Below are 15552 nucleotides of genomic sequence, written 5' to 3' on the forward strand. Positions count from 1 at the left end.
GACTGTTCGGTACAAAAGTGTTACAGTAGCTCATAATAACAAACTGGAGAGGAGGATACCTGTGAGTGGAAGACCACGTGAATTCAAGGATACAGCCGTAATCGAAGCCGCTATGGAAGTTTTTTGGAAGAAAGGCTTTGAAGCAAGTTCAACTCAGGAACTTTGTGAACAAACTGGCCTTGGGAAAGGGAGTCTATACAACGCTTTCGGCAGCAAACATGAACTTTTTGAGCTAGCCCTGCAACGATATCAAGAAATAGGTATCCAAGTTCAAAAGGAAATTCTACGCCGTCCCATTCCTATTAAAGATCGGTTGCGTGAATTGATAAAATGGGGAATGCATGTTGATCCACAAACATCTGAACGCCGGGGGTGCCTGGCTATTAAAAGCGCAATGGAACAAGCAGGGAACGAAAAGGCAGTGAAACGTCTTGTAGAACAACATGTTCAACAGCTAGAGAAATCGTTGCTTGGAGTTATGGAGGAAGGCATAGAATCAGGTGAAATTACATCCGAGCGATCGGCAATTGAGCTTGCTCGCTTCTTTCTAACGAGCTATTACGGTTTATGCGTATTGGGGCAGATGGTACAAAGTGATGATGTACTGCATGCTGGAATAGAAGGGGCTTTAGCAGCTCTATCTTAAAAGATGGTCTTGAAGAATAATTAAAGTGATTAAGCTGCTGCGCGATTTCTTTCAGCAGCACTTTTTTTCAAGCAATTTTGTACTTAATGGTAAAAAATTAAATTAGGAGGATTTGTTGTGCCATATGCTATTTACGTCTTGGGTTTAACCATATTCGCAATGACCACCTCAGAATTTATGGTGGCGGGTATGATGCCTTCACTTTCAGAGGAGTTTGGAGTATCCATCCCGGCGATAGGCTATCTGATCTCTGCGTATGCTGCAGGTATGGTGGTGGGCGGCCCGTTGATCACATTGGGGCTGCTGAAGGTTACATACAAGAAGGCGCTATTAACTCTGATCACTGCTTTTTTTGCAGGTCAGGTGCTCGGTGCGTTGGCCACCAGCTATGAAATGATGTTCGCAGCAAGAGTCATTACCGGTGTGGCTTCGTCGGCTTGCTTTGGCGTATCGATTGCAATTGCGGTCAATCTTGCTGGAGCTGAGTTCCGCGGGAGGGCGGTCTCAGTTGTGCTTGGGGGGTTAATGATTTCTAAGGTTGTGGGGCTTCCCATGGCCATATTCATTGATCAGCAATTTGGTTGGCGCATAACCTTTTGGCTTGTGGCTGTGTTGGTATTGTTTGCTGGTTTGGTGGTACAGAAGATCATTCCTTCTCCTTCCCTTTCTAATACGACTTCAATCAGCCTAAAAAAAGAATTGAACGTCTTTAAAAATCGTAAGCTCTGGGCTGCTTTCACAACAAGCACACTCATCATAGGAGCAACATTTGCCGCATTTAGCTATCTCACACCTATTCTCACAGAAATAACTGGCTTTGATTCAGCCGTTGTCCCCTTTCTATTAGCTTTCTACGGTGCTGCAACCGTGGTAGGGAATATAGTTGTAGGTAGATTTGCAGATCGTTACACGATCCCGATTCTGTGGTATGGGCTTATTACCTTAACGGTCTGCCTGGTTATTTTCACCATTTTTTCTCAAAATGCTATCATTACGATCCTCATGCTTGTCGTGCTTGGACTTGTCGGGGTACCTATGAATCCAGCCATGGCCGCCCGGGTGATGAAAGCAGCAAACGATGGCTCCCTGGTTAACTCCGTACATTCATCGGTCATCACATTTGGAGTTGTTATCGGCTCTTCCATCGGGGGGCTGACGATAAGCATGGGATATGGTCTGATCTCTCCTTTATGGGTTGGCGCCATCTTAGGCACACTTGGCGTAATTTCGCTGGTGCCCCTTGTAAGCACAAAATCCTATCGTCAGGTTTGAGTTGTCACACTTTCCCTATCCAATACGTCATTGCAGTGAGAGGCATAACGGAAGGCTTCTATATCCAATTACAAAGGAGAGAGTATCTTATGCAACCATCCAGAATGAGCAATCCCCTTATGGGTTTGCCCGAAGTAGGCCAAGCTTTGCAAACGCTGGGCAAGGCGTTATTTGCGTCTGCAGAAAAAAATGCTTTGCCCGCCCGCACCCTGTTTCTTGCTTACCTTCGCGCCAGCCAAATTAATGGTGATAGCGTCTGCGTGGATCTTCATTCCCGCAATGCTATGAATGCAGGTGAATCGGCGGTACGGCTCTACGTTGTATCCGCATGGCGAGAAGCATCAAATTTCACGGATGCTGAACGCGCGGCTCTGGCACTCAGTGAATCGATGACCCGCCTTCAAGACTGTACCGATCCGGTACCGGACGATGTGTACCAGAAGGCTTCCATTCACTATGATGAAGGCGCACTGGCTACACTCATCACAGGCATTGCGACGGTTAATCTTTATAACCGGATTAATGTTTCAACACGACAACTGGTGGATGTCTCGGCCACTCGCGATTAAATCGGCAGTCAATCCTCAAAAAGGAAGGGATTACGTTTTTATGGGAACCGTACTTTATATCACCGCCCATCCTTTCGACGATGCGCAATCGCATGCCATGGCGGCCGGAAAAGAATTTTTACAAGCTTACCGTACCGTCCATCCCCTAGAAGAGGTGATTCATCTCGATTTGTTTAAGATGGATATTCCGCACTTGGATGCAGACGTTTTTAACGGATGGGAAAAGCTTAAAACCGGCACAGCTTTCGAAGAGTTAAGCGTGAATGAGAAAAAGAAAGTCGGGCGCATCAATGAACTAGTTGATCAATTTGTGGCTGCAGACAAATATGTCTTTGTCAGCCCTATTTGGAACTACTCTTATCCTCCGATATTGAAAGCATATATTGACTGCATCTGCATAGTGGGCAAGACTTTCAAATATCTTCCCGATGTTGGCAGGATCGGCTTGCTTTCTGACAAAAAAGCGATTCACATTCAAGCCAGTGGCAGTATAATGTCACCTGGCTCACAGTCACCTGCCGAAAGTTGGGAAATGGGCCACCGCCACCTAAACGTCATTATGGAGTTCATGGGAATTTCTAATTTTAGTGGAATTTTTATCGAAGGAATGGCTGAGTATCCTGATCAAGCATTACAAATAAAAGAAAAAGCACTCCACCGGACACGCGAAGTTGCACGGGAATTTTAAAAACGAAAACCGCCCCTTGACGCTCCAACTCATGCACTCGTTTTCGGGTACACGGATTTGCTTGGCTTGGGATAAGAATCTAAAAAAGGGAACTGGGCTCGCTTTTGTGCGAGTCCAGTTCCCCTTTTTTGTTTTGTTGCCTTATGGATTTGTATCACTGATCGTCTCCAGAAAACCGTTCTGTCCGGCAGTATCAATCAACTGATAAATCGCTTGAACTGATGAATAGGTAAACAATTACCACTGGCTTTCTGTCGCATCATATAACATTTTCATTCCTTTCTTCACCTATTTTGAAATAGCAGGTCCGAAGACGGATTTGACTTGAGTGAGTGGAAGTTACCATAATCTTTCATTTCTTCTAGGTCAAGCTGTCGAACCCGAGCTTTACAGGTTTCGTCCAGCTAGTCGGTGTAGCGTTACTCGTGATTGGCTACTGGTACGTAGAGGCGGTTGCCTGGGCTGGTATTTGGCTTGGGGTCACTATGTTCTTAGCGTGTTTAGCCCATTTCAGGGTCAAAGATCCAATCAGCAAAACGGCAGCGGCCCTCGTCTTTACTGCATTAATCATCATTCTAACCATAATTAATGCGGATGGTCTGATGCTTTCTGTATCTTAGAAACGTATCTCTACCTGCTTGTAAACTCCGACTCCAGCAGGAAGAACATACAAAACAGCACCATACCCTTCAATTATGAAGAACATGGTGCTGTTTATATTTCGCAGTTTTTTTTATATTACAGGCCTCTCAGATCAGCAGTAGGGTCTTCCCCACGGCGGCGCGATTCTCAACTGCGGTGTGGGCGTCAGCGGCACGCTCTAACGGGAAGGTCTGCCCTATGAGCGGCCGGACGAGTCCCGCTGCCGCCAGAGACATCATCTGCTCAGCCCACCGCAATACATTCGGCCCGAAATCAAAGAGCTGCTCGATACCTTTCACTTCCACGCCTCTGTGGCTCGCCTCCGCAGGATCGATGAAAGTAGCCTCGCCGCTGGAGGCGCCATGCACTGAAAAACGGCCACCGGGGGCCATTACTTCGAACGCGGCCCGCCCAATTTGGCCGCCGACACCGTCAAATGCAACATCAAGTCCCGCTCCGCCGGTCGCTGCGAGCACTTGCTTGGTCCAGTCCGGTTCGGAGTAGTCGACCACTATATTGGCGCCTAGTTCTCGGACCACATCAAGCTTCCACGATCCACGGGCAGCTCCGATGACCCGTGCACCCGCCGCACGGGCAAGCTGCACCAGCAGGCTTCCCACCCCACCGGCCGCCGCTTCGACCAGCACCCAATCGCCGGAGACAATCTTCGCGTTTTCGGCAAGCCCCTGCGCCGTGCTACCGTCGCTGTAAAGGGCGGTGGCATCCGGCAGACCCAGGCCATCCGGAACCCGAAACAGTTCCCCGACCGCTGACACCGCTCGCTCAGCGAAACCGCCGGTCTCTCCCGTACTGGCGACGACACGCTGCCCCAGCCAAGTTGGATCCACCTGCGGGCCGATCGAGCTCACACGCCCAGCCACTAAACCTCCTGGCACGTATGGCAATGGCGGTCGTTCATGCCACTTGTCGGTACCACGTCGGATCTGGGTCTCGACAAAAGACATGCCCGCTACCGACACATCGACCACGACCTGACCCGGCCCAGCAACCGGATCCTGCGCCTCGCCTGGAACCAGCACCTCGGGACCTCCAAAACGAATTACCCTGACTACACGCATACCACTCGCTCCCTTTCGTTCACCGATGCGTACGCCCAGCTCATCCTCTAGACAAGTTACGAGCTGGTGTAATCTCTTGAAACTTCTTCGACAAGGGTGTAAGTACTTACTATCATTTTTGACAGAAAAAATTAGGGCAATAATGCCCTAACAAAAAGCCACACTTCTTCCTCGATAAATTTGTCGAACGGAATGTCTCTAAGCAAGGGATCTTCATTCATACGTCCGATGGCTGCACCAAAATTCAAATAAATGAACGATAGCGCCTTCGTCTCCGGATCCGTTTCGACCATCCTCTCTCTCTGAATCATGGTCTCAAAGTAGTCAACCAATAAAGCTTTAAGTTGCTGCGGATGTTGATGTGTTCGCTCACGGAATCCAGGGAGGTTACTGCCGTCCTTGGAAGCAATCATGATTAGCTTCCGATTCCGGTACATAATGTCGTGATAACTATGAGCAATCATCAGCAAATCGGCATGAAGATCCCACTTGATCCGGTTTCCAAATAATTGAGTCATCTCCCCAGCATAATGGTAACGCTGGAATGCTGTCTCAAGTAAATTTTGTTTGCTCTTGAAATGACGGAACAAAGTGACCTCGCTGAAGCCTGCCCTCTGGGCGATTTCCAGTGTCGTAACTCCGTTATAGCCTTTCTCCGACATAAGATCGATTGCTGCCATGATAAATTTATCAGAGGTTTCGAATTTATGGGATCCAGGCATGTCATTCTCATCCTTTCGATGTGTGTAAGTACTAACATGCATAACTTATAATAATTTGGTTCAATTGTCAAGGGTGTTTATAACTTTTATTCGGCTTATACCAGCTTTAATTGGCTCGTGATGACCCCAAGATGAATCGCTTCGTGCATCAAAGCAAAGTTAAATAATTCTCCGGAGGTATGGAATTTAAAAGGTCCCATTTCGAAAGGTGATTGCAGACTCTTATCGAGCATTTCTGGCGACAATTCAGAGAACCGGGCTAACTGAGCAGACAATTGTGCGATCAGTTCTTCCTTCGACGGCGGGGTTATTGTCCAATCGGATGGTCTTGTTCCTGAGTTAAACAATTCCTCATAGTGTACCGAAATTTCAATTGGTGAACCAAAGTTTAATCTCGTGTATTTATCCATCCAATAGACAAGATGGCCAACATTCCAGCGAATCGTGTTGTTAAATCCCTTTGGCTGAATATCCATTTGTGTCTCCGGTACTTGCTGAAGCTGACCGATGATGATCTGGCGAAGTACTTTACCCGTATGAATAATTGATTGTGCCATAATTGACTCCTCCTCAAGGAATGCGTTTGTTTTCTCTACCCTCCAAGCATAGCTTTCCTGCTTCTATGCAACAATGACGTAATTCCGATCCAATCCATCGTTTTCAGTAATCGATAATTAACAATTGATGACAACAGGTCGCAATCGCTATAATGGCAGTGGAGATAGGACCTTGAGGAGGTACATGCAATGGAATTACGACAGTTGGAATACTTCGCTGCGATTTGTAAAGAGATGCATTTCTCCAGGGCGGCAGAAAACCTCTGCACCACGCAATCGAATCTAAGTCAACAAATTAAGTTTCTGGAGAACGAGCTCGGTCTCCCTCTCTTCGATCGCATCGGAAAGCGAATAGCATTAACCGAAGCAGGTAAAATATTGCTTGAGCAAAGCCAATACATATTTGAACACGTTGATTATGCAAAAAAGGCGATTATGGATCTTAAAACGTTGGATAGCGGCAGATTGGATATCGGCATTTTACCGGGAGATGGAGAATTACTGTTCGATGCTTTACTTATTGAACTCCATAACACTCATCCCAAGCTCTCGATAAGCGTAACAGAGACCATGGATGTCTACGAACAGGTGCTTAACGGTACTAGAGATCTTGGTGTAACTACTGTTCCGTCGAAGGCTGATGAACGGATGGCTGTTATCCCTCTGTTTCATGAGGAATTTGCTTTGGCTGTCCGTCCGGATCATCCCTTTGCGAAGTCCAAAGTGGTTCCATTCGATCAGCTTCAGCAACTGAAGATGGTCCTGTTCGGTTCTGAACATCAAATGACCAAAGTTATTCAATCCTGTTGTCGGGAACAAGGAATCGTGATTGACAACCCGATTGTGACCTCGACCTTATCGTCACTTCTCTCATTGGTTAAGCAAGGAATAGGAGCGACCATTCTTCCAAAAATGCTGCTAGATTACATCGATGATGATAATATTGCTGCGATAACCCTGATTAATCCTACTCCTAGTCAAGACATCTGTATCTTATATCGTACGGACAAGTTTAGGGGGCAAGCTGCGAAATTATTTATAAAGGAATTGCAGGCTTTCATTCAATTAATCAAAGATCAAACCAGTCGCTCGTTGGGGTAATTGGATGAAGAGCTCAACTTTCGCAGCTTGAATTCGACACAAAAAAACTCCCCTTCTGACAGCAGGAAAGTAACCTGTCTGCCATTAGGGAGCAACATACATCATGTATATATTGAGTTTAGTGCTTCAATAACTGCGAAAGCTCACGCTTGAGCGCCAGGAAGTCGGGGTGCTCCCGCACATCCGCAGAGCGCCCCTCGGGCAGACGCACCTCATACTCCGCCGCCAGATGTCCGGGCCCCGTACCCATGACGACGATGCGCTGGGAGAGGAAGATCGCCTCATCGATATCGTGGGTGATGAACAGCACCGTCGTCTTCTCACGCTGCCACACCTCCAGCAGCATCTCCTGCATCTCCAGCTTGGTCTGCGCGTCCAGCGCCCCGAAGGGCTCATCCATGAGCAGCACCTTAGGCCGGTTGGCCAAGGCCCGGGCGATCGCCACCCGCTGCTTCATGCCACCTGACAGTTGCTTGGGATAGGCTTGTGCGAACTTCTCCAGCCGGATCACCGACAGCCAATGGTTGGAGATGCTGCGCCGCTCCAGCGTCGGGATGCCCTGCAGCTTGGGACCATACTCGATATTCTCCCGCACCGTCAGCCATGGGAACAAGGTGTACCCCTGGAACACCATCCCGCGGTCCGCCCCCGGACCCACGATCTCCTCGCCGTCGATCAGCAGTCTCCCCTCCGTCGGCTCATCGAGCCCCGCCACCATCCGCAGCAGCGTCGACTTGCCGCAGCCCGATGGGCCCAGGATGGTCAGGAACTCATTGCTGCCGATGGATAGATGGATCTCACGCAGCGCTTCGAAGCTGTTCTTGCGGGAGACATACCGTTTGTGTACGCCCTCGATCTCGATACGTGCCGGGATGGACTCCCCCTTGGTCGGACGCGCCTCTGCCCGCTGGCCTGCCGTGTACTCCGCATGCCTTACGTCATGCCGTGTCTGCTGTGCTGCTTGACTCATCTGTACCACGCTCCTTTCGCGAATGCTCCTGTTCTGCCAGTCCCGCCGAGCCGCCGCTCCTTATACGGCCGCCAGCTCTTCGCCCAGCAGGCTGACGATCAGCTGCCCGGCCTGCACTTCGTCTCCGGGCTTGACGTAGATCTCGCCGACGATGCCGTCACAAGGCGCCTCCTGCCGGAATTCCATCTTCATGCTCTCTTCGATGATGAGCGCTTCGCCCTTGGTCACACGATCGCCCGGCTGTACGAGCACCCGCCACACGCTGCCCGGCATCGTACAGCGTACCGGGACGGCGCCTTCCGGCAGCGACTCTTCGCTTGCAGCATCCGGCACATCATGCACCGAGATATACTCTGCCAGTCCCTGTGCCCGCCAGTCGTCCCGCTCGGCGCGGAAAGCCGTCTGCTGCTGCTCCCGGAACGCTCCCGCATCCTCTTCGATGGAGGTCAGGAAGGCCACATATTCACCGAGATCAAACGTTGTCTCCTCGATATCCGCCTCGAACCGTCCCCGCAGGAAGTCCTCCCGCAGCTGCAGCAGCTCATCCGCCTCCACCGGATAGAACTGGATCTGGTCGAAGAAGCGAAGCAACCAGGGCTTGCCGTCAACAAAACTTTTCGTCTGCCGCAGCCGATTCCACATCTGGATCGTCCGGCCGACGAACTGATAGCCGCCCGGCCCTTCCATGCCGTAGACGCACATGTAGGCGCCGCCGATGCCGACCGCATTCTCCGGGGTCCAGGTGCGCGCCGGATTGTACTTGGTCGTCACCAGCCGGTGTCGCGGATCGGTCGGAGTAGCGACCGGCGCACCCAGATACACATCGCCCAGTCCGAGCACCAGGTAGTTGGCGTCGTACACGACTTGCCGCACCTCCTCCACAGAGGACAATCCGTTGATACGGCGGATAAATTCGAGATTGCTCGGACACCATGGCGCATCCGGACGGACATTGGATTGGTACCGCTCGATAGCCAATTGGGTAGCCGGATCGTCCCAGGAGAGCGGCAGCCGGACGACCCGCGAAGGGACGCGCATCGACTCGATCGGCGGCAGACCGGCATCCAGCTCCAGCAGATGACCGCACGCCTCCCGGACGCTCATCTCCGATGGGTCGATATGCACCTGCAGGGAGCGGATGCCCGGCGTCAGATCGAGCACCGGCAGCACGCCGCTCTCGCGGATCGCCTGCATGAGCGCATGCACCTGGAACCGCAGGAGCAGGTCGAGCTCCAGCTCGCCGTACTCGACGAGCAGATTGCAGTCGCCGCTGCAGCGGATCGTCAACGGGAAGCGGCGGCCCTCCCGCTCGCTTGCCAGCACCGGATACTCGGGCGGGAGGAGCCGTCTCGAGCGGACAGAGCCTACCTCGCTGCTTACTGGAGATCGTGTTGATTTCTCCACATACGAAATGACGGGCTCTGCGACTGGCGCCGGATCCGTCTCGGCCGCACCATACAACGCACTTCCCGCTGGCAGCGCTGTGGCTGCAACCGACCGCAGCCCCCGCTCCTGAGCCTGGCGCAGATGATCTGCATCCTCCAGTGTCAGCAGCCGGAAGCCAACTCGGTCGCCTGGACGGAGCTGGCCGATCTTCCACAACTCGGCCGACGCCGTCGTCACCGGACAGACAAAGCCGCCCAGGCTGGGCCCGTCGGGACCGAGCAGGATCGGCATGTCGCCGGTCAGATCCAGCGTGCCAACGGCATAGGCATTGTCATGGATGTTGGAGGGATGCAGGCCCGCCTCTCCGCCATCCTCCCTGGCCCACAACGGCGCCGGACCGATCAGCCGCACACCGGTCCGCGAGCTGTTGAAGTGGACTTCCCATGAGTAGTCGGTAAGCTGTGCCAGATAGTCCGGCTGCAGGAACTCCGTCGTGCAGTGGGGACCGGGGATGACGCCGAGCGTCCACTCCCGGCCAAATGCCGGGTCAAAGGACGGGCCGTGAGCCGCCCCATCCGCAGCCTCTGCCTGCTCCTTCAGCACGCCCAGCACATCCCCCGTCCGGAGCGCCCGGCCGCCATGACCGCCGAAGCCGCCCAGCGTAAACGTCGCGGCGCTGCCCAGCGTCTGCGGCATATCGAAGCCGCCGGCCACCAGCAAATACGCCCGCATCCCGGCTGCAGACTCGCCCAGCTGCAGCTCCTGCCCCTGCTCCGCCTGTACCGGGACATAGCGCGGCACCGGCTGACCATCCAGCCGTGCGTCCATGTCCGCTCCGGTTAGGCAGAAACGCATCCGGTCGCGGAACCGGTAGGCGCCGCCGCGCAGCGTCAGCTCCATACCGGCCGCCCTTTCTTCATTGCCGAGCAGCCGGTTGCCGATCCGGAAGGACAGCGGATCCATCGGACCGCACGGCGGCACGCCGACATCCCAGTGGCCCGTCCGTCCCGGCCAATCCTGGATCGTCGTCTGGACGCCGCCGTCCAATACCTCGAGCGCAGGCTCGGCAGGTGTGAAGTGCTCCAGCATCGTCGTGTATACGCGGCCGCTGCGGCAGTCCGGCTCCCGCAGCAGCGCCTGCAGGTAGCCAAGATTCGTAGTGATGCCATACACGCGGGTCGCCGCCAAGGCATCATGCAGCTTGGCCAGCGCCTCTTCCCTTGTCTTGCCGCGGACGATCAGCTTCGCCAGCATCGGATCATAGAGCGTCGTCACCGTCAGTCCGTCGCGAACCCATGTCTCGATGCGGGCATCTGCCGGGAACCGCACGGCATCCAGCTGGCCGGCGCTCGGCCGGAACTGCTGCAGACAATCCTCCGCATAGATGCGGGCCTGGATGCTGTGTCCGACTGGCGCAGGGACGAGCGCCGCCAGCTCTGTCAGCTCGTCGGCCGCTTCCCGCACCATCCATTCCACCAGATCCAGACCGAGCACCTCTTCTGTCACCCCATGCTCGACCTGGAGCCGGGTATTGACTTCCAGGAAGTAAAAGGCGCAGCTGTCCGGATCGTACAAGTACTCCACCGTACCCGCACTTCGGTAACCGGCTTCGGCGGCCAGACTGCGGGCGCTCTCCAGCATCGCCGTCCGCACGGTCTCCGGCAGATCCGGAGCCGGGGTCTCCTCCAGCACCTTCTGGTTGCGGCGCTGGATGGAGCAGTCCCGCTCTCCTAATGCGACGACTTCGCCGAACCGGTTGCCGAAGATCTGCACCTCGACATGACGCGCCCTGGCGATGTATTTCTCCAGGAACAAACCGCCATTGCTGAAGTTATTCTCCGCCAGATAGCTGACGCTGTCATAGGCTTCGCGCAGCGCCGTCTCGCTCTCGCAGACGCGCATGCCGATGCCGCCGCCGCCAGCCGTACTCTTGAGGATGACGGGATAACCGATCCGCGCCGCCTCCAGAGCCGCTTCCTCCACCGAGGCGATCAGTCCCGTGCCCGGCAGCAGCGGCACACCGGCGCGCTCGGCCAGCGCCCGGGCCGTATGCTTGAGGCCGAACAGCTCGATCTGCTCGGGCGCCGGTCCGATGAAGGCGATTCCCTGCTCGCTGCAAGCCCGGGCAAACGCCGCATTCTCGCTGAGGAAGCCGTAACCGGGATGGATCGCTTGCGCACCGGTCGCAACAGCTGTCTGCAGGATCAGCTCACCGTTCAGGTAACTGTCCTTGGCCGGGCCGTCGCCGATCCGGACCGCTTCATCGGCGCCGTCGACATGGAGGCTGTCTTGGTCGGCGTCTGTATACACAGCTACCGAGGCGATGCCCATCCGGCGAAGCGTGCGCTCGATCCGTACGGCGATCGCGCCCCGGTTGGCGATCAATACTTTGTCGAACATGATATCTTCCCCTCTCAGTTGTCCCAGACCAGCACGCGGATCGGTGTCGGATTGTAGCCGTTGCAAGGATTATTGAGCTGCGGACAGTTGCTGATCAGCGCCAGCGTCCGGCAGTGTGCCTCGAGCTCCACATAGCAGCCCGGCCCCGAGATGCCATCCGCAAATTGCAGTTCGCCGGCCGGCGTCACCGGCACATTCATGAAAAAGTTAATATTCGGCGGCAAGTCCCGCTTCGTATAGCGCTCGCTTAGGCGGGCCAGCTCCAGCAGGAAAGTGTCCCGGCAGTTGTGCATCGGCAGCGTCTCGTGCGCATAACGAACGGTATTGCTCTCTGCCGAGCAGGCGCCGCCCAAGGTGTCATGTCGTCCGCATGTATCGGCGATAATCGTCAGCAGCGGCTTCCCTGACTCTGCCCGCAGTACCGAGCCTGTCGTCAGGTAGATGCTGCCCTGCCCGGCGATTGTCCTCGTCGCGCTGTAATGATCCTGCGGATGCTCGGCATCATAGAAGAGGGTGTCCGCCGCCTGATTGCCTTCGACATCGACGATCCGGAGCACCTGGCCAGGCTCCAGCTCATGGGACCAGCCATCGCCCGCCAGCACCGTCATATCCAGGATGGCATCCTGCTCCTTGCGCTTGCTCTCCCGCAATGTCAAACTGCTGTTCATCTTCCTCATCCGCTCCCTTCAGCTGCTCTTCAGCCGATAATAAGACCATGTATTCTCATAAGCGCGCCGATTCTCCGCACGCTTCTCCACCCACTCGTCGCCTGCCCCCGTCGCCGGGGCATCGGCTACCTCCATCGTGACCGGAACCGAGGGATAGCGTGCCGAGCGATCCAGCGGATGCGGCGTATTGGAGAGCACGAGCAGCAGGTCCATCTCCGCACGCAACGTCACGGAAGCGCCTGCCGGACAGTGCCCGGGGAGATGCTGCAGCATGCCCGCTTCATCGCTGACTACTTTGGAGAACAGATTCACATTCGGCACCAGATCGCGCGGCCCCAGTCCAGCCTTGGTCAGCTCGATGATGAAGTTGTCGAAGCCGTTCCGCAGCCGGTCATTACGATGCTGCTGGTAGTTCGTGTGGCCGTAGACAGTCTCGATTTCTTCTGCCGTCGTATGACCGCAGATCGTATCGTGCCAGCCAAGGGTATCGCTTGTGATGGCAGCCAGCACGCGCCCGTTATCTGACATCAGCACGCGCCCATGCGACAGGAATGCCGTGTACTGCGCCTTGAGCGAGTCAGCCATACTATAGCGCTCCGAGAGATCGGCCGCGTTGTACAGCAGCATCGACAGGTTGGCGCCACTCTCCTCGGCAGTAAAAGTCATCGCTTTGCCGCGGCCGATGATGCCCGACCATTTGGCGCCCGGCGGCAGGGTTATGGCAATCGTTGAAGATATGGCATCCATTCTATATTCACTCCTTCGATTAATAATCTGAATAATCAGTTATTTATCTCGCAATCCAGGCCTTAACCCGGGACAGCAAGGGATTATGCCCACGGAAACATCCGTTTGTTCAGATAAGCCATGATCCGATCGGTGATCAAGCCCAGCAGGCCGATGACGATCAGCCCGACGAAGATCTGCTCCGTATTGAGGAAGCGCTGCGCCTTCATGATCGTATAGCCGAGGCCGCTGTTGACGGCTACCAGCTCCGCCACGACCAGATAGGTCCAGGCCCAGCCCAGGATTAGCCGCAGCGTATGCATCAGCTGGGGCCGGATCGCCTTGATCAGCACCGAGTCGATCGCCTGCCAGCGGCTGGCTCCCAGTGTGAAGGAGGCATGCAGCAGATCATGCGGCACCCGCCGCGTCAGATCGGCGACCATCAGCACCAGTTGGAAGAAGCAGCCGATGAAGATGAGCAGGATTTTGGAGCTCTCGCCGATCCCAGCCCACACCATGATCAGCGGGATAAAAGCGACGGCTGGCATATAGCGGATAAATTCCATCAGCGGCTCGATGAACGCCTCGCTGAACTTGAATGTACCGGCCAGGATCCCCAGCGGGATGCCGATCGCGCAAGCAAGGGCAAATCCGCTGAAGACGCGGAACACGCTGATGCCGATATGCCCCCAGTACTCCGCGCTGCCAAGCTGGATGAACAGCTCCGCAAGAACGGCCTGCGGCGGCGGCAGGAAGATCGGATTGACGGCGCCGGAGGTGCTGAGCAGCAGCCAGACGCCGATCAGCAGGACAAAGGAGACGACTGCCGTAAGCAGAAATGCCCTTGGACTGATCTCCTTAAAGATCTGCAGCCGCTGCGGCCTTTTTTTGGGGATGTCCATCGCTACTCACTCCCTGCCGCTTGCACAAACCGGGGCTCCAGGAAGCTCTCAAAATCATCCATCGCATCCACCATTCCCAGCCCATGCAGAAATTCAGCTGTCTTCTCGGCCGTGTAGCTGAGCGAGGTGTAGGAATCGCCCGGCTGGAACGCAGCAAGATTGTCTTCGATACTGAACAGCCGGATACTCTCGATCCCCAGCGCAAAATCCTCCGGCGTCGTCTCCGCCTGCTTGGCCAGCAGCTCCATCATTTCATCCCGGTTCTCCTCAAAGTAAGCCAGCCCTTCAAACCAGGCGTCGACAATCTTCTGGATATCCTCCGGACGCTCCTCTACGACCTTCTCCTGGAATACCAGCAGGTCGGGGATCAGGCCCGGTACATCGGCGGAGGAAAACAGCACCTTGCCTTGCCCCTCATTGACCGCTTTGGTCTGGAACGGCTCCCACAGGACGGAGGCATCGGTGTTGCCGGCGATGAAGGCCGGACCGGCGTCGTTGACCGTCATATTGACGAAGTTGATATCCTTCTCCGTCATGCCATGCTGATCGAGCGCCGTCAGCAGCAGCAGATGGTCTACCGTGCCGAGCTCTGTAGCTACTGTCTTGCCTCTGAGGTCGGGAATCGTATCGTATTCGGGACGGCTTACGATCGCATCGCCGCCATGCGAGTTGTCATTGACCAGTACCGCCTTCAGCTTGATGCCTTTGGACAGCGGCGCCAGCGTATCGCTGAGCGTCTGGCTGTTGGCATCGACCTTGCCGGTCGCCAGCGCCTGCAGCGAATCGCTATACACCGGGAAGAACTCCAGCTTGACGTCGACGCCATGCTTTTCGAAGAATCCCTTCTCCTGTACCACATACCACATGTACCAGCCCGGCCACGGGCTGAGTGCGATCGTCACGGGATCGCCGCTGCCGCTATTGCCGCCGGCTCCCGAGCCTCCTTCCGTCGTCGTTCCGCAACCCGCCAGCAGCAGCAGCGCAGCCAGCATCCCCATGACCATCCGTTGCCGTCCCATTCTCCGCATCAGATCCCTCTCCTTTGTCTCTTTTTCACGTCATTTTGCCCCGGAAATAAAGAAAAGCCCGAGAGATCCAATGATCTCCCTGGCTTTTATCCTTCCGTGTTATACAGATCCGGCCGCCGGCAACCCGGCTACAAACCTTCGCTGTACGCTAGTCTCTCGGACCAGACTTGACCCAGCGAAGCAGCAGCTTGATGCC

The 15552-nt window shown here is 54.9% G+C and carries 15 protein-coding genes; 6 read left to right on the forward strand and 9 right to left on the reverse strand.

Features of this window, described 5'->3' with window-relative positions; genetic code table 11:
• The first annotated feature begins 61 nt into the window (after positions 1–61).
• From ABC336_RS07060 to ABC336_RS07080, 5 genes are all read left to right on the forward strand, one after another.
• Positions 62–646: a TetR/AcrR family transcriptional regulator gene (locus ABC336_RS07060; RefSeq protein WP_413238008.1), complete on the forward strand. Its 585-nt coding sequence runs from the start codon at positions 62–64 to the stop codon at positions 644–646.
• 117 nt (positions 647–763) lie between these two features.
• Positions 764–1918: an MFS transporter gene (locus tag ABC336_RS07065; RefSeq protein WP_413238009.1), complete on the forward strand. Its 1155-nt coding sequence runs from the start codon at positions 764–766 to the stop codon at positions 1916–1918.
• Between the two features lie 89 nt (positions 1919–2007).
• Positions 2008–2487 carry a carboxymuconolactone decarboxylase family protein gene (locus ABC336_RS07070; RefSeq protein ID WP_413238010.1) on the forward strand — a complete coding sequence of 160 codons (480 nt, stop codon included), beginning with the start codon at positions 2008–2010 and terminating at the stop codon, positions 2485–2487.
• Between the two features lie 40 nt (positions 2488–2527).
• A complete protein-coding gene (locus tag ABC336_RS07075) occupies positions 2528–3175 on the forward strand; it encodes an FMN-dependent NADH-azoreductase (protein ID WP_413238011.1) in 648 nt (215 codons plus the stop codon).
• A gap of 371 nt (positions 3176–3546) precedes the next feature.
• On the forward strand, positions 3547–3795 hold the full coding sequence (locus ABC336_RS07080; RefSeq protein ID WP_413242457.1) for a DoxX family protein: 249 nt from the start codon (positions 3547–3549) through the stop codon (positions 3793–3795).
• A 129-nt stretch (positions 3796–3924) separates the two neighbouring features.
• On the opposite strand, the gene ABC336_RS07085 is transcribed toward ABC336_RS07080, so the two are convergent.
• The 3 genes from ABC336_RS07085 to ABC336_RS07095 all read right to left on the reverse strand — a co-directional run bounded on the left by ABC336_RS07085 (position 3925) and on the right by ABC336_RS07095 (position 6175).
• Positions 3925–4896, reverse strand: coding sequence for a zinc-binding dehydrogenase (locus tag ABC336_RS07085; protein WP_413238012.1), 972 nt, complete (start codon positions 4894–4896; stop codon positions 3925–3927).
• A 131-nt stretch (positions 4897–5027) separates the two neighbouring features.
• Entirely contained in the window at positions 5028–5618 is a 591-nt protein-coding gene (locus tag ABC336_RS07090; RefSeq protein WP_413238013.1) for a TetR/AcrR family transcriptional regulator, read from the reverse strand.
• Between the two features lie 95 nt (positions 5619–5713).
• On the reverse strand, positions 5714–6175 hold the full coding sequence (locus tag ABC336_RS07095; protein WP_413238014.1) for a DinB family protein: 462 nt from the start codon (positions 6173–6175) through the stop codon (positions 5714–5716).
• Positions 6176–6364: 189 nt separating this feature from the next.
• On the opposite strand from ABC336_RS07095, the gene ABC336_RS07100 reads away from it, so the two are divergent.
• Positions 6365–7276 carry a LysR family transcriptional regulator gene (locus tag ABC336_RS07100; RefSeq protein WP_413238015.1) on the forward strand — a complete coding sequence of 304 codons (912 nt, stop codon included), beginning with the start codon at positions 6365–6367 and terminating at the stop codon, positions 7274–7276.
• A gap of 118 nt (positions 7277–7394) precedes the next feature.
• Here ABC336_RS07100 and ABC336_RS07105 read toward each other — a convergent pair whose 3' ends face one another.
• From ABC336_RS07105 to ABC336_RS07130, 6 genes are all read right to left on the reverse strand, one after another.
• Complete coding sequence (locus ABC336_RS07105; protein WP_413238016.1) at positions 7395–8246, reverse strand: ABC transporter ATP-binding protein; 852 nt, start codon at positions 8244–8246, stop codon at positions 7395–7397.
• Between the two features lie 60 nt (positions 8247–8306).
• Positions 8307–12032 carry an urea carboxylase gene (gene uca, locus ABC336_RS07110; RefSeq protein WP_413238017.1) on the reverse strand — a complete coding sequence of 1242 codons (3726 nt, stop codon included), beginning with the start codon at positions 12030–12032 and terminating at the stop codon, positions 8307–8309.
• A gap of 14 nt (positions 12033–12046) precedes the next feature.
• The gene (locus ABC336_RS07115) at positions 12047–12700 is read right to left on the reverse strand and encodes an urea amidolyase associated protein UAAP2 (protein ID WP_413238018.1); all 654 of its coding nucleotides are present in this window, start codon (positions 12698–12700) and stop codon (positions 12047–12049) included.
• A gap of 18 nt (positions 12701–12718) precedes the next feature.
• On the reverse strand, positions 12719–13447 hold the full coding sequence (locus ABC336_RS07120; RefSeq protein WP_413238019.1) for an urea amidolyase associated protein UAAP1: 729 nt from the start codon (positions 13445–13447) through the stop codon (positions 12719–12721).
• Between the two features lie 83 nt (positions 13448–13530).
• The gene (locus ABC336_RS07125) at positions 13531–14328 is read right to left on the reverse strand and encodes an ABC transporter permease (RefSeq protein WP_413238020.1); all 798 of its coding nucleotides are present in this window, start codon (positions 14326–14328) and stop codon (positions 13531–13533) included.
• Positions 14329–14330: 2 nt separating this feature from the next.
• Complete coding sequence (locus ABC336_RS07130; protein ID WP_413238021.1) at positions 14331–15356, reverse strand: ABC transporter substrate-binding protein; 1026 nt, start codon at positions 15354–15356, stop codon at positions 14331–14333.
• Between the last annotated feature and the right edge of the window lie 196 nt (positions 15357–15552).

The sequence above is a fragment of the Paenibacillus jepli genome, assembly GCF_047238105.1.
Lineage (GTDB): Bacteria > Bacillota > Bacilli > Paenibacillales > Paenibacillaceae > Paenibacillus_D.